The following is a 19,487-nucleotide window of genomic DNA, read 5'->3' as shown; positions in this document are numbered from 1 at the left end:
CCTCATCGAGCCGGACAATGACGTGGTTCTGACGTTCCTCACCCAACAATAGCCGCGGGTAGGTGCGAAGAAGCGATGCGTTCAGTAACCGGACGAAAATCCACCCATCCGCGCTGATCGCAAGGCAGTGGCGTTGCGGGAGCGGGCTGTGGGACATACCTTGACTTCATGGCATTGACTCGACCAACCACCGAGCAGCAGGCTCTTCTTGACGCAATTGTTCAGGCCAGCGGCGATTTGCACCCCGCATTGTCTGCACAGTTCGAGGACGCCCTTGTGGTGAATGAGGAGTGCCCTATCTGTTTTGACATTGCGGTGTCATCAGATCAGACAGTCACCGATATCTCTCGGGCGCGCCTTGCTCGCCTTGATAGTCCATTGGTGTTTGAAACGTTTCTCGACTCCACTGAACTCCATGACCCACACTCTCCCGCCGAGGAGGACCCACCCCATGTGCTGCTGTGGCACGCGGGTGGCATCGTGACCTCCGTTGAGGTGGTGTGGACCACCGGGGAACATCCCGAATTAGAGGACCTTCGCACTCCCCTATCCCTTGAACCACCAGATCCCGATATCGCCTAACCGCAGTCAGTGGCGAGCAGGTCGTCTTCAGTTTCGCGTCGCACGATCACCCGCGCCACCCCGTCCCGCACAGCAACAACTGGTGGACGCAAAAGGTTGTTGTAGTTCGACGCCATGGACCGGTTGTATGCGCCGGTTGCCGCGACCGCAATGAGGTCACCGCGGCGAATGTCGGCAGGCATGATCACTTCATCAAGGATGATGTCCCCCGATTCACAGTGCTTACCCACAACGCGGGCGAGAGCTCCAGCACTGTCACCTGCACGGTTCGCGAGGCGCGCAGTGTACTGCGCTCCGTACAGTGCGGGGCGAATGTTGTCGCTCATGCCCCCATCTACTGACACGTACAGGCGCGTAAAGCCTTCCTCCGTCACCACTGGTTTCACGACCCCCACCCGGTACACGGTGATCATGGCTGGCCCAACCACGGAACGGCCAGGTTCAATAGACAACCGCGGCACTGAGGTGTTCAGTTCCTTGGCAACACCTGCGATGGTGTCCGCCAACCGTTGAGCAAGGTCCGGCACGTCAATGGGTGTTTCGCTGGGGGTATAGGCAATGCCGTAGCCACCACCAAGGTCAAGTTCTGGCATCAGGTAATCACGCTGGGCGTGCAGATCAGCACGCAACGTCAACATTTTGCGGGCGTTCAGTTCAAAAGCAGTGGCATCTTGAATTTGAGAACCGATGTGCGCGTGGGCACCCAGCAAGTGCAACTCCGGGTGGTCCAACACTCGGCTCAGCGCCTCCAACGCTGTACCGCCAGCAAGGGAAAGCCCAAACTTTTGGTCCTCGCGTGCAGTGGCAATGAAATCATGACCACCGGCATGAATGCCGGTAGTTACCCGCACCATCACGGGAACTGGGTCCTGCGCCCCCCGCCCCAACGACGTGGCACAAGCAACAATCTGCTCAATCTCATCGAGGGAATCAATAACAATTCTCCCAACGCGCCCCGAAATGGCCCGCCGAATTTCCGCATCGGACTTGTTATTGCCGTGCAGCCCGATGTCCTCCCCTGCGATCCCCGCACGTTCCGCTACAGCAAGTTCGCCACCTGACGCAGTATCAATGCGCAGCCCTTCCTCGTGCGCCCACCGGGCAACCGCAACCGAGAGGAAAGACTTGCCCGCATAGTAGACATCAACCTCAACACCAAGAGGAGAAAAAGCCTGCCGAAATGCCGACACAAAACGCTTGGCGCGTTCGCGGAAATCTTGCTCATCCAAAAAGAATGTGGGAGTTCCGTGTTCGCCAGCAAGTTCACTCACAGGCAGACCAGCAACGTGAAGCTCACCGTCCACGAGGCGCGCAGTCGCGGGCCACACATGCGCGGAGAGGGCTTCACGTTCGCTGACCGGTGCATCGGCCGTTACGGGGAAAGTCACAGGTACTGTCCTTACATGCGCTCGGGGGCAGAAACCCCGAGGAGGTCGAGAGCGTTACGCAAAACTTGCCCAGTAGCATCATTGAGCCATAGACGGGTGCGGTGCTGATCCGTGACAGACTCCCCGGATAGTGGGGTCACCCGGCACTCGCCGTACCACTTGTGGTACGCACCAGCCAACGCCTCCGCGTAGCGAGCCACCCGGTGCTGTTCGCGCAACTGCGCAGCCTGCTCAACAATACGAGGGAACTCAGTCAAGCGGCCCAGCAACTCTGTTTCCGTGGCGTGATCCAACGTTGACGGATCAAAAGCATCATCACGACGCACACCGGCGGCCTCAGCATTACGGGCAACATTCGCAGTCCGCGCGTGGGCGTACTGTACGTAAAACACAGGGTTCTCATTGGACGCTTTAGCCAACACGTCAAGATCAATATCAATGGACTGGTCAACTGAGGAACGCGCCAAAGAATAGCGGGCAGCGTCCACACCGACGATCTCCACAAGATCCTCCAGCGTCACCACCGTGCCCGCACGCTTAGACATGCGCAACGGTTCGCCATCCTTCACGAGGTTAACCATCTGCCCAATAAGCACCTCAAGGTTCTTATGCGGAGTGTCACCAAACGCAGCACACACCGCCATGAGGCGGCCAATGTAACCGTGGTGATCAGCACCCAACATCATGACCACTTCATCAGCGCCACGCTCACGCTTATCGAGGTAATAGGCGATGTCACCGGCAATGTACGCGGCATCCCCATCAGACTTCAGCACCACACGGTCTTTGTCATCCCCAAAGTCAGTGGTGCGCAACCAGGTTGCCCCCTCAGACTCAAAAATATGCCCAAGCTCGCGCAACCGCGCGATAGCCCGCTCCACCTGACCAGTCTCATACAGGTGGTTCTCGTGGAAAAACACATCAAATTCCACACCAAAGTTGTGCAACGACTCTTTGATTTCCTCAAACATGAGATCAACACCGCGCGCACGGAAAAACTCCTGCGCATCGGCGTCGCCAAGAGCCGTGGTATCAACACCCTCAGCTTCCGCAAGGCGAAGAACAGCGGCAGCAATGTCATGAATGTACTGCCCGCCATAACCATCCTCAGGAACAGCCTGACCACGAGCAGCAGCCAACAACGACCGAGCAAAACGATCAATCTGCGCGCCATGGTCATTGAAGTAATACTCACGAGTCACATCCGCACCCGTCGCACTGAGAATACGAGCAAGCGAATCACCAACAGCAGCCCACCGGGTACCACCAATGTGGATTGGCCCAGTAGGGTTCGCTGACACAAACTCCAAGTTAATGCTGCGACCAGCACGTGCCGTGGAACGGCCATACCCCGAGCCAGCCTGCACAATACTGCGCGCCAACTCACCAGCGGCAGCCTTATCAAGAACAATATTGAGGAACCCAGGCCCAGCAATATCAACGCGTGCCACACCAGAAGCCTGCCCCAGACGCTGCGCAAGAACTTCAGCGAACTGACGCGGAGCCATTCCCGCCTTCTTCGCCAACTGCATCGCAATGTTCGTCGCCCAATCACCATGCTCACGCTGACGGGGTCGCTCAACATGAATAGACTCAGGCAACTGATCAAGCGGCAACGGTAAAGCACCGTCATTGATCGCTGCAGTAAGGGCGGTGTGCAATGCGTGGGAGAGTTCTTCAGGAGTCACCCACCGATTCTATCTGCTGTAGTAGGCCTTGCGTCATTACCGCACGCCTGCCGGACACGCTAGGCTAATGAGCAGATCAATGGTTGTGAGCTCAATGTCGCGCTCACGTGAGTCACAAGAAACTAGGCACGCATGACGACGCAACGTTCCAACCTTATTGAGCAAGCTGTTGCTGCTCTGCGCGCTCGCATCCGTTCCGGAGAGTGGGCGGTTGGCGAACGCATCCCCACGGAACCTGACCTCACCCAACTCCTTGGGGTCGGGCGAAACACGGTACGTGAGGCTGTTCAGGCGCTTGTCCATGCCGGTTTACTTACCCGCCGGCAAGGCTCAGGGACATACGTTCGTTCCACATCGGAAATGAGCCAGGCAATGGGGCGCCACCTCGAAGACGCCAACTACCAGCACATTCTTGAGGTGCGCCGCAGTCTTGAAGTGGAAGCTGCGCGCCTGGCAGCCCAACGGCGAACCCCAGCTGACATTCAGTTACTGCGCGATACAAACGCTGCCCGCCAAGCAGCATTTTCCTCCGGTGACGTCGACCTCATGGTTGACGCCGACGTTGCGTTGCACTCCGCCGTCACGCGCGCGGCACACAACCCTGTTCTTGCCTCACTGTACGAAGGACTACTTGAAGCAGTGAGCCAAAACATTCGGCGCAACGTGGAACACATCGTGTCAGCACACACCAACGACGACCACGATGACCTCGTGGAAGCCATTATTTTGGGTGATCAATACCTCGCCATGGAAGAGATGGCCGGATACATCGATCACTATATTGAGAGACGCGACACATCAGTGGCGCTCGATGCGTGACGAGCCCTGACATGCTGGTATTCTGATACGCGGTTGCCTGCCCTCGTAGCTCAGGGGATAGAGCGTCTGCCTCCGGAGCAGAAGGTCGTAGGTTCGAATCCTATCGAGGGCACCCACAGAAGGAGGGGCGAGACATCTCAGATGTCTCGCCCCTCCTTTGTTGCGTGTGTGCGTGTTGCGTGACCACCTAGGTGAGAGTCGCTATAACTGTTGCCTCTCAGATTGTTCGTAAGCCTTTAAGTAGGGCTGGCGGTCACGCAACGATGACAGTGATTCCACGTTCCGCGAGCGCGTCGTGCGGCACAGTTGGGTGTTCGCCGTCAGTGATAAGAATATCAACGTCTTCGAGGGCAGCGAAGTTCACTGTTGCTGCTCGTCCGAACTTTTCGGTGTCGGCAAGGATCACCACTGTGCGGGCTGCGGCAACAAGTGCGCGTTTGACTGCTGCTTCTTCGGGGTCTGGGGTGGAGAACCCGTGGTCGAGGCTGATGCCATTGGTGCCGAGGAAGACCACGTCAATGTGCAGGCGTGAAATGGCGTCTACGGTGAAGGAACCGACTGCCGCTTGGGTTGTCGTGCGTACTTTTCCCGGCAGTAGGTGCAGTTCGATGTGCGGCAAGTTAGCGAGGCGAGCCGCGATGGGCACCCCGTGGGTGAAGGCTGTGAGGTGGGTGTCGCGGGGAAGGAAATGTGCGAGGCGCGCAGTGGTGCTGCCCGCGTCGATGGCGATGCTGCCACCGGTGGGTGGTAGGTGCTCAATTGCGGCGAGGGCGATGCGCTCTTTTTCGCGCGCTTTGCTGGAGTCGCGTTCGTCGAGTCCGCTTTCCATGACTGTCAGTGATGCGGCGGGCACTGCCCCACCGTGAAGGCGGCGGACAAGTCGCATGCGCTCTAAGGCGCTGAGGTCTCGCCGGACTGTTTCCGAGGTGACAGAAAATTCTTGGGCGAGTTCGCTGACAGAAACCCGTCCGCGCGCCATGACGAGTTGCGCCATGGCTTGTTGTCGTTCTTGCGCGTACACCGTGATCCTTTCACATGCCAGTCCGCACGTTTCGTGGGGCTGCACGATGTGATCGTACACGCAGTCGCCCCAGAGTCACGAGTGCGTTTCCCGTTTCTACGGCGGTCAGCGCGCTGCAGATCCCGCATGCTGGCATGTCCGCTGATGGGCAGTATAACCGGGGTAGCTCTTTGGGCAACGCGTGACCTGCGCATTGCTCCGTGGAGTCATCACATTCGCCCCACAAAAAGCGCTGGAAAGACACGTTAAAATGGCGGAATGCCACAGCCCCATTCGGCGAAGTCGCTCCTGCAGACTCTGCGCCAGACCCCTTACATCCTCGGATACCTTTTCTTTCGGGTCGTGCGCCGCCAACGGGACATGGTCCTGTTCCTCTCAACGTCTTCTGACCGGCTTGTGGGAAACATGGCGGCGGTCCATGACGAACTCACCGAACGCGGTGTCCACATTGAGGCAGTCCTCAAACGGAGTTTGCGCCACCACCTCCCCTTACGTGAACGCATCCGCCTGTGCCGGCTCATGGCAACAGCCAAGGTCATTGTGTTGGACGATTTCTACCCGATGATCTACCAAATCCCCATCAGCTCTAAAACTCAGTTGCTCCAACTGTGGCACGCCTCTGGGGCGTTCAAAACGATGGGATTCTCCCGTTCTGGTAAACCCGGTGGGCCCATTGCGGGGTCACGCACACACCGCAATTACACTGCAGCAATAGTTTCTGCACCGTCAGTGCGAGCTAACTTTGCTGAGGCTTTTGGGATTGACCTATCCCGGGTCCACGCCACCGGCGTTCCGCGTACCGACCCATTTTTTGATGCCGCAACAGTGACTCGAACGTCACTTCGAGTGCGCGACCAACTGGACATCCCTGACAATAAAAAGTTCCTCGTTTTTGCCCCCACTTTCCGTGGTAACGGCCAACTCACCGCCCACTATGCACATGAGTGGATTGATTGGGAAGATTTGGGGGCACGGTTGGGACCTGACTGGATTATCGGATACAAACCTCACCCGTTTGTCACTACTCGCCCAGCCATTCAGGATGACCCGCGGTTCCGCGATCTCAGTGACTTCGCGGACACCAACTCGCTACTCATGGCAGCGGATCTACTCATCACTGATTATTCATCAATCATTTTTGATTACGCACTACTTGGGCGACCAACGATATTCTTCTGCCCTGACCTGGAAGAATATATTGCCTCCCGCGACTTCTACTACCCCTACGAGCGGTACACTTTTGGGCCAGTCGCACGAAACTACGATGAGTTAATTTCCGCCATTGAAATGGACAGGTGGGACCGTGACGCCCAAGCCGAGTTCCTCGACTTCTTTTGCGGCGCATGTGACGGGCACTCCACCAGTCGCGTAACCGACCAACTCATCATGCCTTTCCTCAGCGCGGGAGCAGGCCGTTGATTCGCTACGCCGCATATTTTCTCCGCGGTGTCCTTGCTGTTCTTTACGCGCCGATGCGTCTGTTACGTCGCCGCGACAAAGTCACGCTGATTTCGCGTCAAAGCAACACGCCCTCCATTGATTTCCAGCTCCTTGTTCAGGAATTTCACCGCCAGTCCCCCACCACTGACGTGGTGGTTCTGACCTACGAGTTTCACACCAGCGTGCTACGCAAAGTGGGGTACTTGGGGCACATTTTTACCCAGATGCGGCACATAGCTACCTCACGCATCGTCATTGTGGACACATACTGCATCCCTGTTTCTCTCCTCCGCCACAAACCCGGCCTCACCATCATCCAAATATGGCATGCACTAGGTTCGTTGAAGCGATTCGGGTACTCCATTCTCGATGCTGGAGAAGGATCCAGCAGTGAGATCGCCACCATCATGCGCATGCACCAGAACTACGATCTCGTCATGTGCAGTGCACCGGCCTGCGTTCCTGCCTTCGCGGAGGCGTTCAACACCACAACACAGTACGTTGCCGTCAACCCTTTGCCCCGCGTGGATCTCCTCGCAAATCCCCACTACATGGGCGAGCAGCGTCGCCGTTTACACCGGCTTTTCCCTGAACTGGCGCAACGACCAACAGTTCTTTTTGCTCCAACTTTCCAAAAGGGGCAGCACTTTGCTGCTGATGAACTTCACCGCTACTTCGCGCAGCGCGGGTACAACCTCATCGCGAAACCACACCCAGTTGCGCTGGCAGGTTCACTTGATACCACCTCTGTACGCTACGCAGGGCACAGCGCCTTCGAATTGATAGCGGCCGCTGACTTTTTGGTGACCGACTACTCTTCCATCATGTTGGAAGCTGCCGTTGCGGATGTCCCGGTATTTATTCTTGCCCCTGATTATGAGGACTACCAGGAAAAACGGAGTTTCTATATCGACTTCGACGCCGAGGTCCCTTCAGCAATCGCGGGAAGCTTTGATGACCTGCTGAACCACCTCGAAACGTGGGATGGTGACAAAACTCGATTGCGGCGTTTTGCCTCACAGTATGTTTCTGTTCCTCCTGATGGGACCTGCACTGAGCATCTGGTGAAAACCGCCCTCAGTGCTTGAGTGTCGAAGTGTTAGTTCACGGGTGTCGAGGCGGAGTGATCAGCAGCGTTGAGCATGCGTTCTCGTTGGCGCGACACACGGAGCCACACAAAGAAGCCAGCCAACGTGAAGACCCCGTAGAACACGTACATCAGCCCGGTGGCGTAGTACCCGGCTGAGAACAGCAGCGGCACACCAACGATGTCCACGGCAACCCAGATGAGCCAAAACTCAGTCCACCCTTTTGCCATGCCGTAGGTCGCAAGCAGGGAACCCATGAAAATCCAGGCGTCCGCCCATACTGGCTCATATGAACCCAATGCGCGGAAAGCCGGTGTCAAGATCGCGGTCCCACCAACCAGCGCAACGATCAGAAGAAGGCGTTCTTTCCGAGAGGCCCACCGCGGCACTATTTGCGCTTCGGCGCCGCTTGTGCGGCTTTTCCACTGGTGCCAGCCATAAATCGACACGGCGATGAACATGACTTGGCGGCCAGCTTGGCCTAGCAAGTTCACATGTTGCGCGGAATGGAAAATGGATCCCATAAAAACGGTGAACAATAAAATATTGCCCGCTATCCCAACAGGCCACGCCCAAACTTTGCGCCGCATCCCGCCTAATGCGGAGGCTAACCCAAAAAGATTACCGATGAGTTCCCGCCACAGCAGGCTTTGATCGCCAAGGTGCAGTTGCGCGTTAAATAGCCATTCGATGACAGTCATGTTCCTCCATATCCGAACGTGCCGTCGGGGAGGACATACTCGTACTCCGGTGCGCGCGAGTATATCGGCTCGCTGCAGAGCAGAGCTAGTGTGCTTCTCCCATCCAGACTTTGACTGTCGGTACCGGAGTTCCACCGGTTCAACCGTTCGAGGTTCCTCGTTCGGGTCGCGGACTATCACCGCCGGTTCGGACTTTCACCGACCCCGGAGCACATGTGCGCACTACACGCACAGAAGTATCTTACGTGAACTGACTTAGATGACGTACTCATCCAAGCTACTGGGTAAAGCGCCTGACCGAGTGTCAGCGGTATAAGCGGCCCACTGGGCACTGATGCCTTGCACAAGCCGGGTAAAAGTCTCTCGTTCTTTCGGGGTCCAGTCAGATATAACGGCATCAAGTTGTTGTTGGGCAGCTTTGAAATATCGGGTTGCCGCCGCCTGCCCCTGAGGAGCGAGCACGATGTAGTTCGCTCGCCGGTCCATCGGGTCCGACTCGCGGACGACGTATTCTGCTGCAGCAAGCCGGGCTACCAGTTTTGACACTGCTGAGGGTCCGATGCCTCGCAGACGGGCAAGCTCTGAGGGGTGCATTTTTTCATATCGTGCAAAGAACGAAAAGTGTGGGAGGTCAACCGCATCAATGCGGAGTTCGGCCTGGTCCACAAATGATTGAAGCATGACCGGAGTTGTCCACTCCATGACGAGGCGGATGAGTTCAGCGACAGGATGTGCACGGTACTGGCTGGCCTGCGCGTGGTACTCAGCGCTCTCGCGTGCCAATTCCTCTGCTTCATGCTCAGTTATGCCACCACTGCGGTCCATCGCTTGCCCTCACTGTTCTTGCCATCATCGAGTTCATGCACACAGTATGAGTCCCTTCGACTGGAAGAAGCCACATACCTACCAGGTGTTAACTAAAAAGTGCAAAACCGGACTCTACCTACATATTCGGCCATGCCCCCGTGGGAATGAGGCAGGTAAGCCAACGTTTCGCCTTCTCTCGTACATTTCACCCGGTCTGCACAGGGGATGTTTTTCACCCGTTGTGGGTTTTCGGCGTATTAGTGCAGGCACATGAGACATGGCGACGCGCGTCACAGAATTCTTTGGCAACAAAACAAATCATGGGACGTTTGGGCCTATGTGGTCAGGCCACAGGGGGCTAGTCTGAAGAAGTAAAGAAAACGGTAAGAACGCCCCTCTGGAGAGGCTCACCATGACTGCCACAGAAAACGTCGTCCACACTCCTGCACAACAGGAGGTGCACGCGCTCGTCACCAAAGCGCAAGTAGCGCTCAACGAATTCCTCAAGCTTGACCAAGAAGCAGTTGACTACATCGTCAAAAAAGCTTCTGTCGCTGCCCTCAGCGTCCACGGCGACCTCGCACTGTCCGCTGTGAAAGAAACCGGCCGCGGTGTCTTCGAAGACAAAGCAGTGAAGAACATCTTCGCTTGTGAACACGTCACTAACTCGATGCTCTCCCTGCGTACCGCAGGTGTCATCAGCCACGACGAAATCACCGGTATCACCGAAATCGCTGAACCAGTTGGTGTTATCTGCGGTGTTACCCCAGTCACCAACCCCACGTCAACGGCAATCTTCAAAGCTCTCATCTCCCTGAAGACCCGTAACCCCATCGTCTTCGGGTTCCACCCCTCAGCACAGAACTGCTCAGTAGAAGCAGCCAAAGTTGTTCGCGACGCAGCTGTTGCAGCAGGTGCCCCTGAAGACTGCATCCAGTGGGTTGAACACCCATCATTGGAAGCAACCAGCGCACTGATGAACCACTCAGGCGTTGCCCTGATCCTCGCAACTGGCGGAAACGCCATGGTTCGCGCCGCCTACTCCTGTGGCAAGCCAGCCCTCGGTGTCGGCGCCGGTAACGTCCCCGCGTTCATCGAGCGCTCAGCCCGCCTCAAGCGTGCTGTCAACGATGTCGTCCTTTCCAAGGCATTCGACAACGGAATGATCTGCGCCTCTGAGCAAGCAGTCATCCTTGACGCCCCCATCTACGACGAGGCCATGGTGGAGTTCAAGAAACTCCACGCACACCTCGCATCACCCGCAGAAAAGAAGATGCTCGAAGAGTTCATCTTCGGCGTCAACGCCAACAGCGCCAACTGCGGCGAAGCAAAGCTCAACGCCACTGTGGTTGGTAAGTCACCAGTATGGATCGCCGAGCAAGCAGGCTTCAGCGTCCCAGAAGACACCTCCATCATCCTGGCCGAAATCAGCGAAGTTGGACCAAACGAACCACTTTCCCGCGAGAAGCTCAGCCCAGTTCTTGCCGTACTACGCGCCGAGAGCGCCGAAGAGGGCATCCGCCTCTCCGAGCAAATGGTGGAATTTGATGGACTAGGCCACTCCGGTGCCATCCACTCAGAAGACCAAGACATCATCCGCGAGTTCGGTACTCGGGTGAAGGCCGTACGCATCATCACCAACGCACCATCAGCACTCGGTGGTATCGGCGACATCTACAACGCGTTCATCCCATCCCTCACCCTGGGCTGCGGATCCTACGGTCACAACTCTGTCTCCAACAACGTGTCGGCGGTTAACCTCGTGAACATCAAGCGCATTGGACGCCGGAACAACAACCTCCAGTGGTTCAAGGTTCCAGCCAAGACGTACTTCGAGCCCAACGCGATCCGCTACCTGGCTGACATGCGCGGCATCAACCGCGTCACCATCGTCACCGACCCAACGATGACCAAGCTGGGCTTTGTCGACAAAATCCTCGACGTCCTGAACCGCCGTCCAGGCAACCGCATCGCACTGCAAATCATCGACAACGTGATGCCTGAACCAACCGTGACCTTCGTGCAGGAAGGTGCCGCTCAAATGCGCAACTTCCAGCCCGACACCATCATCGCCCTCGGTGGCGGTAGCCCCATGGACGCCGCAAAGGTCATGTGGTTGCTGTACGAACACCCAGACATCGAGTTCTCGGACATGAAGGAAAAGTTCTTCGACGTCCGCAAGCGTGCTTTCAAGTTCCCTGACCTTGGGAACCTAGCCAAGCTCGTCTGCATCCCCACCACCTCGGGAACCGGCTCGGAAATGACCCCATTCGCGGTTATTTCTGACCCAGAGAAGGGCAAGAAGTACCCACTTGCGGACTACGCTCTGACCCCAACCGTGGCCATCGTTGACCCAGTCCTCACCGAAATGATGCCAAACTTCCTGGCAGCGGACACCGGGTTCGACGCGCTGACCCACGCAACCGAAGCGTACGTCTCGGTATACGCCAACGACTACACCGATGGTCTTGCCCTGCACGCCATCAAGTTGATCTTCGACAACATCACCCTGAGCGTTAAGGGTGGCCCTGGTTCGAAGGACACCAAGGTTGTTAAGGCACGCGAAAAGATGCACAACGCTGGCGCAATTGCCGGTATGGCATTCGGTAACGCGTTCCTGGGCATAGTCCACGCAATGTCACACGTGACAGGGTCAACGTTCCACCTGGTCCACGGCCGCACCAACGCGACCTACTTGCCACACGTGATCCGCTACAACGGAACTATCCCCACCAAGCTCAACGCATGGCCCAAGTACGAGCACTACATCGCTCCAGAGCGTTTCCAGGAGATCGCCCAGCATCTTGGTCTCCCAGCCTCAACCCCTGAAGAAGGCGTGGAATCCTACGCACGGGCTGTTGAAGAACTGCGTGACGCTGTGGGCATCCCCGCATCCTTCAAGTTGCAGGGTGTCAACGAGGAAGACTTCATCGGTCGCCTCGACGAGATCGCCATGGGCGCATACGAGGACCAGTGCGCACCAGCGAACCCACGTATGCCAATGCTTGAGGACATGAAAACCATCATTGAGGCCGCCTACTACGGCACCAGCTTCTCTGAGGTTCGGGCCCGCCGCCGCGCAGCTCAAGCTGCCGAGGTTGCAGGCACCACTGAGACTGCTGAGGAGACTGTGGCAGTTCCTGAGCAGGAGACCAAGACTCGCGGCAAGCGCAAGTGAGTTAACGGCTCCAGAGTAACGGCCGGTGGCCCAGGGCATATGCCCTGGGCCACCGGCCGTTGTCATAGATAAAAGTCACCCGTCACCGCATCGGTCAGTGTGGGGGTGAGATTGACACAAGGACGTGTACACGCGCGCACCACAAGAATGACCCTACAGCGGGCGCACGAAAGTACTGTGTTACGCAGAAAGGAAAGAAAGAAGAGGCAGAGAAAACGCCTTAGGACATTTCAGTAACGCCGGCTGTGAATTCCCAGTGCCATGGCTCATAGGAACGTGACGCCCAGTCCGGCTGCGCCCACCCGTAGGTTGGGCCGTTTTCATTGAGCCAGTTCCACTTGTCCCACGCCTGGTAGGAGTCAGCACAAATGTCGATGGCTAAGCCCCACCCGTGGTTGGATGTCCCTGGGGTAGCTGCCAGTGAACCCTTTGTCGCTTTCAGGGTGTACTGCGAAGACAACGTCCGGTATCCGTCGGTCAGGCACATAGCGTGCCCAAAACGGGCTTGATACTGCTCGTTCAAAGCAGCAAGAGCAACCGCTGCGTCAGCCCGAAGGTACTGGTTGTTCATGACACGGCACAGGGTGCTTGTGGCAAGCTGACCGTTGGTGCCGTTGGGTCGAATTCCGGAGTCGCAGCCCTCAAGCACTTCACGCTGCTCTGAGCGTGACGCCACGAGGTAGGCTCGCTGGTCCTCGGTGACAGATTGGGCGATACCCGCTGGAACTGCGCCAGACACTGCACCGGCAGTCACAACATCAACGGTGCTTGGTCCACCGTATTCAACGGGGCCAGAGTCTGCGAAAATCGCTGTGTCTTCGGCTGCGCCGGACATCAGAATAGGGGTAGCAATGGTGGCTGCTGCAATTGATCCGAGCACCGCAAACCGTGACATCCAGCGTTGCGACCCTGAACCAGTGCGCGTTGAGCGTTCCCGGCTGGTTTTACGCTTGTCGATTCCCACGGACGTGCTGGGAGCCAACAATCCGTCGAGGTGAACATGCCCGTGCGGTTGCGCAATTGCTGGTGATACTGCGGAACGCACTGGTTGGTGGCAGGCACTGTCTGGGCTGGAGGCGCGCAGTGGTGTGTTCGCAGAACGCGCCGACTGAGGGCTCACTACCGAGAGGAATGATGGTGCTGGCGTAGGTGAAAAGGCACTCGGCGCAGTGACCATGCTGTGTGGGGTGCTTGCGCTGTGTGCGTTACTGACAGCTTGCGGGAATGCCCCAGTGGCAGTGTCTGCTGGCGATGCGGCGGTCCCGCCTGAACCAAGAATAAGGACTGGCTTGCTGGGGTGTGGGTCTGGCGCGACGAGCGCGGCTTCGACCCGAGCAACAACAGCGTTAACTTCAGCGACGATGTCCGCAACGTTGCGGTCGTCATCACCACTCGGCACAGAAGCTGCCATGGGAACTGCTGGGCTCATCGCCGGAGATGGAGTACTTGGGGCTGTCGTGGCCAGGTTCTGTGCTTCCTGGAGGTGCTCATCGGATTGCGCGAGCATCTTCTCATAAGACGTGGGGACTTCTTGAGCCGAAGAAACGGACCGAGTACGAACTTCAGCGCGTGTAATCGCAGGAATCTTTGCTGGCGTACTTGGTGCCAGTGGCTGCGGAGTCACAAAGGTTTGAGCAGCGAGCGCCTGGAGTTCCGCGAGCGCAGAACTGGTGTCTGGCGTCGACGGTGTGGTGCGCTGACGCATTTGTGGTGCGGGTACCACGGGAGGTTGAGTCGCTTCGATCTGGGAGCGTTCCATGGCCCGTAATTGCGCTCTGGTGAGGCCTTGCGTCGATGGTGCGGCAGCGGGAGGCTGTGGGGCCGCAACTGGTGCTGGTGAGGCACTGTGAGCCCGTTGCGCAGGGTGGGATTCGGGGGCGGATGCAGTCACTGCTGCTTCACGCATTTGGCGTCGGGTCAGTGGTGGCTGGAGTGGGGATCCCTCTCTGTGCTCTTCCACGACGTGACTCCTCGGTTACCTGACGGGCGGTCTACGCACCATCTGGCCAACACGATGCGCTCACAGCGAGCTGTGAAACACAACGATCTACAGGTGTGCTTTTTGGCGGTGCACACACCGTAGTTGATTCAGCGGTAACGCCCTGTCCAGGGGTGCGTTGTTTACCGATCATAACCAAGGTGCCCTGCCTTTCCAACCCCTTCGTTCACTGAGAAGTACCCCAAGGAGTGTTGACAGGACACAGAATCCGCACGCTGGTGCGCGACACACCGGGATGCATCGTGCGATGGGGCGAGGGCCACTGTGGTGAAGTCTTGCTGATTGGTGCGTTTATCGGTTAATGGGCTTCTCGCCATTGGGGACGCTGCATGGCGTCACGCACCTCCCCCACCAGCTCTTCGAGAATGTCTTCGAGGAACACCACTCCGATGGTTTCACCGTGCTCAAGGACACGAGCGAGGTGGGCGCCGGAGTGTTGCATGGCTAAGAGTGCGTCTTCAACGTCGTCGTGGGGGCGGGCTACTGCGAGCGCGCGGTGACGGTAGTGGGCGATTGGTTCGTGACGTATTGCACTGTCTATGGTTCCGGTGTCAGCGAAGAGGATGTCTTTGATGTGGAGGTACCCAACGATTGCGCCGTCGTGGGTGACGGGGAATCTGGAGTATCCGGTTTTGGTGACCAAAGTTTCGATGTCGGCGGGGGTTGAGCCTTGCTCTGTTGTGGTGAGTTTTTCGAGCGGGATCATGACGTCCCGTGCTTTTTTTTCGGAGAATTCCAGCGCCCCGCTGAGCAGGCCTTGTTCGTCGTGGAGGAGCCCTTGGGCTTGAGAGTGTTCAACGATGGATTGAACTTCTTGAGCGGTGTAGGCGGTGGAGACTTCGTCGCGGGGTTGAACACCTGTGGCGGCGACAACGTGGTTGGCAAACCAGTTCAGTACCACGATGATGGGGCGCACGATGCGTGCGAACCACACGAGTGGTGGCCCAAACCACAGGACTGCCCGGTCGGGGCTGGCTACGGAGAGGTTTTTGGGAACCATCTCTCCCACCACAACGTGCAGGTACACCACGAGGGCGAGAGAGAATGCGAACGCGATGGGGTGTACGAGGTTGTGTGGCACCTGCAGGGTGTCAAGGAGTGGTTCTACGGCCCGGGCGATGGCTGGTTCTGCAACGACACCAAGTCCTACGGAACAAGCGGTGATACCCAACTGGCATGCGGCGAGCATCAGGGAGACGTGTTCCATGGCCCATAGGACGGTTTGTGCGCGGCGGTTTCCTTGTGCGGCTAGGGGTTCTATTGCTGATCGCCGGGAGGACAAGATGGAAAACTCTGCTCCAACGAAGAAGGCGTTTGCGGCCAGGAGTGCTATCGCTATGCCTATAGCTACGGTGATGCTCATGGGGTGTCCGTTCGACGCACGCGAATTCGGTCTACGCGTCGGCCGTCCATCGCTTCGACGGTGAGTTGTACTGTGCTGGACTGATCAGAGGAATGGACAGTAACACTGTCGCTTATTTGTGGAATGCGCCCGAGTTCTTTCATGATGAGTCCTGCGAGGGTTTCGTAGTCGGCGTGTTCCGGTAGATGCACGGTGGTTCGCTCGGCGAATTCGTCTGGTCGCAGGTGGCCTGGCACAGCCCATGATCCGTCGCTTGCGTACAGCACTCCTGCGCGCCGTGGGTCGTGTTCGTCGGCGACGTCGCCGACGAGTTCCTCAATGACGTCTTCTAGGGTGACTATTCCTGCTGTGCCACCGTATTCGTCTTCGACAACAGCCATTTGCATGCCGAAGTCACGGAGTTGCACAAGGAGTGGACCTAGCCGCACTGTTTCTGGGACTCGGGGGGCGTCGTCCATAATCGCTGCTGCGGGCACACTGTCGCGGCGCTCATAGGGAACAGCGATTGCTTTGCGCAGGTGGACAAGGCCCAGGATGTTGTCTCGTGATTCGTCAATGACGGGGAATCGCGAGTGTCCGGTGTCGCGGGCGCGCAGAATGACGTCGTGGGCGGTGGCATCTCGGTTGAGTGCGACGATGCGCGTGCGGTCCGTCATCACGTCGGAGGCGTCGAGGGAGTCGAGTTCCACTGCGTTGGTGATGAGTTGGGCGACAGAGTCTTGCAGTGTTCCTTGTTCTGCTGAGCGTTTCACCAGAAACGCTAGTTCAGTCGAGGAACGCGCTCCTGATAGTTCCTCACGGGGCTCAACACCAAGTTTGCGCAGGATCGCGTTCGCGGACCCGTTGAGCGTGACAATGATGGGTTTGGCGATTGTGGTGAAGATGCGTTGTAGTGGCACCACGGCCCGCGCTGTTGGTAGGGGCGCGGAGAGTGCGAAGTTCTTGGGGACGAGTTCACCGAACAGCATGGAGAACACGTTGACGATGATGAACGCAACTACCCCAGCGACTACTGACGCTATGGCTGAGGTGTAACCAGCTGCCCCGAACCATCCGGTGAGCAACGTATTAAGTGCGGGTTGAGCGGTGTAGCCCAGAAGAATTGTTGTCAGGGTGATGCCCACTTGGGATGAGGACAACTCTGTTGACAGGCGGGTGAGGGACGTTCTTAGCGCTCGGTCTCGCCAGTGGGGGCGAGCATCGTCGCGTTCGAGGGTTGCAGAATCAATGGTGACCAGCGAAAACTCTGAGGCCACAAATATTGCGGTTCCCACCGTGAGTGCTACTCCGATGAGGACACCGAGCCAGTCAGACACTCAGTGCCTTTCGACGCAGCGGGTGGGACGTGGTGGGGCGGTAGATGCCGTCTGCAGTCATAGTGGCTTGATTCTATGGCACCGCGTGGGAGGTTGCATGGAGGCAACGCCTCATAACATGCACCAAGACTTCACAGGATTTATCCAGCGAAAATCGAGCAAGACCACATGAAGTTGTGCCACAGTGTTGGTATGTCACTATCTCATGGGCACAGTGCAACCTCCCCGCAGCGTCCGGGCGGTGCGGTGTCAACAATTTTGATCGTCGAGGACGAGCCTGCCATCGCCACCGCGATTGCGCAACGCCTCACCGCTGAAGGCTGGCGCACCGAGGTCGCACGCGATGGCGTATCAGCCGTCGACGCTGCCGCACGCCTCCAACCCGACGCTGTTGTTCTTGACGTCATGCTTCCGGGCATCGATGGGCTTGAAGTGTGCCGCCGCATCCAAGCCGAACGCCCTGTCCCGGTGTTGATGTTGACTGCCCGCGATGACGAAACTGACATGCTTGTGGGATTGGGGGTTGGCGCCGACGACTACATGACCAAACCCTTCTCGATGCGTGAGCTCGTTGCTCGCCTTAAAGCACTCCTGCGCCGCGTTGACCGCGCTGCTCAGGTCTCTGCTACTCCGTCGGCAGAAAGCAAAATCGAAGTGGGAGACGTTGTTGTCGACCGTGACCAACGGCGCGTCTACCGCATGGATGAGGAAATCCACCTCACCCCCACAGAATTCGACCTGCTGGTCATGCTCGCTTCTGCACCAAAGACTGTGCTGACCCGTGAACGTCTCCTCGCTGAAGTGTGGGATTGGGTAGACGCCAGCGGAACCCGAACTGTTGACTCTCACATCAAAGCGTTGCGCCGCAAACTTGGTGCTGATTTGATTCGCACCGTGCATGGCGTGGGGTATGCCTTCGAACCACCAGAAGGGATCTAAGACAAGGCGCTACGGCGCGTATGTCTCCCGTCTTAACAAACCCGCGATACGTTCCCGCGATCTGAGGTACCCCTTTTGTCTGACAATCGCCAGCACCCACGGCTGCGTGCAACGATTCCCGATGTCCGCCCGCTGGATCGAGCGCGATCGCTGAAGGTCAAACTCTCAGTCATTGTGGTGGTGTCCGTGCTATTAGCGGCCGTGATCACCTGGCTGGGTTTACGTAACAGTTTGGGCCCCACCAAAACCTTCCCCTTGGCCATCATTTTTTCATTGTCTTTCACGCTCCTCATCTCTCGCGGCATGACTTCGCCTCTGCGGGAGATGACTGCTGCTGTCAGTGCAATGGCCGAAGGTGATTATTCCCAACGGGTTAGGGCGACAAGCCACGATGAAGTGGGGCAACTTGCTACGGCGTTTAACGCCATGGTGGAGGAGATTGCGTCCTCGGACCAGATTCGCCGAGACGTCATAGCGAATGTATCCCATGAGTTGCGCACCCCGGTTGCGGCATTGCACGCACAATTGGAGAACCTGGTTGATGGTGTCGTTGAACCCACACCCGCGACATTAAATACAGCCCTCACCCAGACGGAACGCTTGTCACGGCTAATTTCTTACCTGTTGGACCTTTCACGCATTGAAGCAGGCGCTGCTGAACTGCGATCGTCAGAGTTTGAGGTTGGTGATTTTCTCGAAGACGCCGTCGGCGCGCTCACAATGCTGGAGGCTGGAAAGCAACTGGAATTTGTCGTTGATGTGGACCCTGGGGATCTCGTTATTACGTCAGACCCGGAAAGACTGCGCCAGATTGTCACGAATCTTGTTCAGAACGCTATTCGTCACTCTCCCTATGGCGGTACGGTGACTGTAAGAGCACGCGAAGATGCGGACAGTATCATTTTCGATTTCCTTGATGAAGGTCCAGGCATCGCAGTGGAGGACCGCGAACGAATCTTCCAGCGGTTCGCCCGCGGCGGCCCGAACTCACGGAGCGTAAATCACCCAACATCCGGGGGAACAGGCATCGGGCTAGCGATCGTTCGATGGGCCGTGGATCTCCACGGCGGCGCCGTTCGGGCGTTGGAATCTCAACGCGGTGCACACATCCAAGTCAGGATCCCAAAAAACCCCTTGTTATAGAACCACTAGAACTAT

The 19,487-nt window shown here is 57.5% G+C and carries 15 protein-coding genes, 1 tRNA gene and 1 riboswitch; of the genes, 8 read left to right on the top strand and 8 right to left on the bottom strand.

From position 1 onward, the window contains the following. Nucleotides 1-168 precede the first annotated feature (168 nt). Complete coding sequence (locus G538_RS0105035) at nt 169-582, top strand: hypothetical protein (RefSeq protein WP_029068464.1); 414 nt, start codon at nt 169-171, stop codon at nt 580-582. On the opposite strand, the gene lysA is transcribed toward G538_RS0105035, so the two are convergent. Beyond that, a complete protein-coding gene (gene lysA, locus G538_RS0105030) occupies nt 579-1,970 on the bottom strand; it encodes a diaminopimelate decarboxylase (protein ID WP_084618094.1) in 1,392 nt (463 codons plus the stop codon). The genes G538_RS0105035 and lysA overlap by 4 nt on opposite strands. Nucleotides 1,971-1,981: 11 nt before the next feature. After that, complete coding sequence (gene argS, locus G538_RS0105025; RefSeq protein WP_029068462.1) at nt 1,982-3,658, bottom strand: arginine--tRNA ligase; 1,677 nt, start codon at nt 3,656-3,658, stop codon at nt 1,982-1,984. A gap of 132 nt (nt 3,659-3,790) precedes the next feature. Between argS and G538_RS0105020 the strand changes: the two genes are divergently transcribed. After that, the gene (locus G538_RS0105020) at nt 3,791-4,477 is read left to right on the top strand and encodes a FadR/GntR family transcriptional regulator (protein WP_029068461.1); all 687 of its coding nucleotides are present in this window, start codon (nt 3,791-3,793) and stop codon (nt 4,475-4,477) included. Nucleotides 4,478-4,516: 39 nt separating this feature from the next. Further along, nucleotides 4,517-4,589: transfer RNA gene (locus tag G538_RS0105015), tRNA-Arg, on the top strand. A gap of 141 nt (nt 4,590-4,730) precedes the next feature. On the opposite strand, the gene G538_RS0105010 is transcribed toward G538_RS0105015, so the two are convergent. Further along, the gene (locus tag G538_RS0105010; protein WP_029068460.1) at nt 4,731-5,498 is read right to left on the bottom strand and encodes a DeoR/GlpR family DNA-binding transcription regulator; all 768 of its coding nucleotides are present in this window, start codon (nt 5,496-5,498) and stop codon (nt 4,731-4,733) included. Between the two features lie 258 nt (nt 5,499-5,756). Here G538_RS0105010 and G538_RS15170 point away from each other — a divergent pair, with 258 nt between their 5' ends. Beyond that, nucleotides 5,757-6,917, top strand: coding sequence for a CDP-glycerol glycerophosphotransferase family protein (locus tag G538_RS15170; protein WP_051196585.1), 1,161 nt, complete (start codon nt 5,757-5,759; stop codon nt 6,915-6,917). Further along, nucleotides 6,914-8,026, top strand: a complete 1,113-nt coding sequence (locus G538_RS0105000) for a CDP-glycerol glycerophosphotransferase family protein (protein WP_029068459.1) — start codon at nt 6,914-6,916, stop codon at nt 8,024-8,026. The genes G538_RS15170 and G538_RS0105000 overlap by 4 nt, the downstream gene beginning before the upstream one ends. An 11-nt stretch (nt 8,027-8,037) precedes the next feature. Here G538_RS0105000 and pnuC read toward each other — a convergent pair whose 3' ends face one another. Both pnuC and G538_RS15165 read right to left on the bottom strand, forming a co-directional pair. Continuing rightward, nucleotides 8,038-8,727, bottom strand: a complete 690-nt coding sequence (gene pnuC / locus G538_RS0104995) for a nicotinamide riboside transporter PnuC (RefSeq protein ID WP_029068458.1) — start codon at nt 8,725-8,727, stop codon at nt 8,038-8,040. 87 nt (nt 8,728-8,814) lie between these two features. Further along, a riboswitch (FMN riboswitch) is annotated at nt 8,815-8,943 on the bottom strand. Nucleotides 8,944-8,982: 39 nt separating this feature from the next. Then, nucleotides 8,983-9,552, bottom strand: a complete 570-nt coding sequence (locus G538_RS15165) for a MarR family winged helix-turn-helix transcriptional regulator (protein WP_035833235.1) — start codon at nt 9,550-9,552, stop codon at nt 8,983-8,985. Between the two features lie 394 nt (nt 9,553-9,946). Here G538_RS15165 and adhE point away from each other — a divergent pair, with 394 nt between their 5' ends. After that, nucleotides 9,947-12,712, top strand: coding sequence for a bifunctional acetaldehyde-CoA/alcohol dehydrogenase (adhE, locus tag G538_RS0104985; protein WP_029068457.1), 2,766 nt, complete (start codon nt 9,947-9,949; stop codon nt 12,710-12,712). A gap of 220 nt (nt 12,713-12,932) precedes the next feature. Here the strand turns inward: adhE and G538_RS17240 are convergent, their stop codons facing one another. The 3 genes from G538_RS17240 to G538_RS0104970 all read right to left on the bottom strand — a co-directional run bounded on the left by G538_RS17240 (nt 12,933) and on the right by G538_RS0104970 (nt 17,390). After that, nucleotides 12,933-14,672: a M15 family metallopeptidase gene (locus G538_RS17240; RefSeq protein WP_051196584.1), complete on the bottom strand. Its 1,740-nt coding sequence runs from the start codon at nt 14,670-14,672 to the stop codon at nt 12,933-12,935. A gap of 337 nt (nt 14,673-15,009) precedes the next feature. Then, nucleotides 15,010-16,074, bottom strand: a complete 1,065-nt coding sequence (locus G538_RS0104975) for a hemolysin family protein (protein ID WP_029068456.1) — start codon at nt 16,072-16,074, stop codon at nt 15,010-15,012. After that, nucleotides 16,071-17,390: a hemolysin family protein gene (locus G538_RS0104970; RefSeq protein ID WP_029068455.1), complete on the bottom strand. Its 1,320-nt coding sequence runs from the start codon at nt 17,388-17,390 to the stop codon at nt 16,071-16,073. Before G538_RS0104970 ends, G538_RS0104975 begins: the two co-directional genes overlap by 4 nt. A 192-nt stretch (nt 17,391-17,582) precedes the next feature. On the opposite strand from G538_RS0104970, the gene G538_RS0104965 reads away from it, so the two are divergent. Both G538_RS0104965 and G538_RS0104960 read left to right on the top strand, forming a co-directional pair. Then, nucleotides 17,583-18,329 (top strand): response regulator transcription factor, encoded by a 747-nt coding sequence (locus G538_RS0104965; RefSeq protein ID WP_051196605.1) that lies wholly within the window; start codon nt 17,583-17,585, stop codon nt 18,327-18,329. Between the two features lie 75 nt (nt 18,330-18,404). Then, nucleotides 18,405-19,472, top strand: a complete 1,068-nt coding sequence (locus G538_RS0104960; protein WP_029068453.1) for a sensor histidine kinase — start codon at nt 18,405-18,407, stop codon at nt 19,470-19,472. The last annotated feature ends 15 nt before the right edge of the window (nt 19,473-19,487 follow it).

This window comes from Jonesia quinghaiensis DSM 15701 (assembly GCF_000423205.1).
Lineage (GTDB): Bacteria > Actinomycetota > Actinomycetes > Actinomycetales > Cellulomonadaceae > Jonesia > Jonesia quinghaiensis.
The sequence above is the reverse complement of the archived record's forward strand: the minus strand, read 5'-3'. Positions and strand labels throughout refer to the sequence as shown.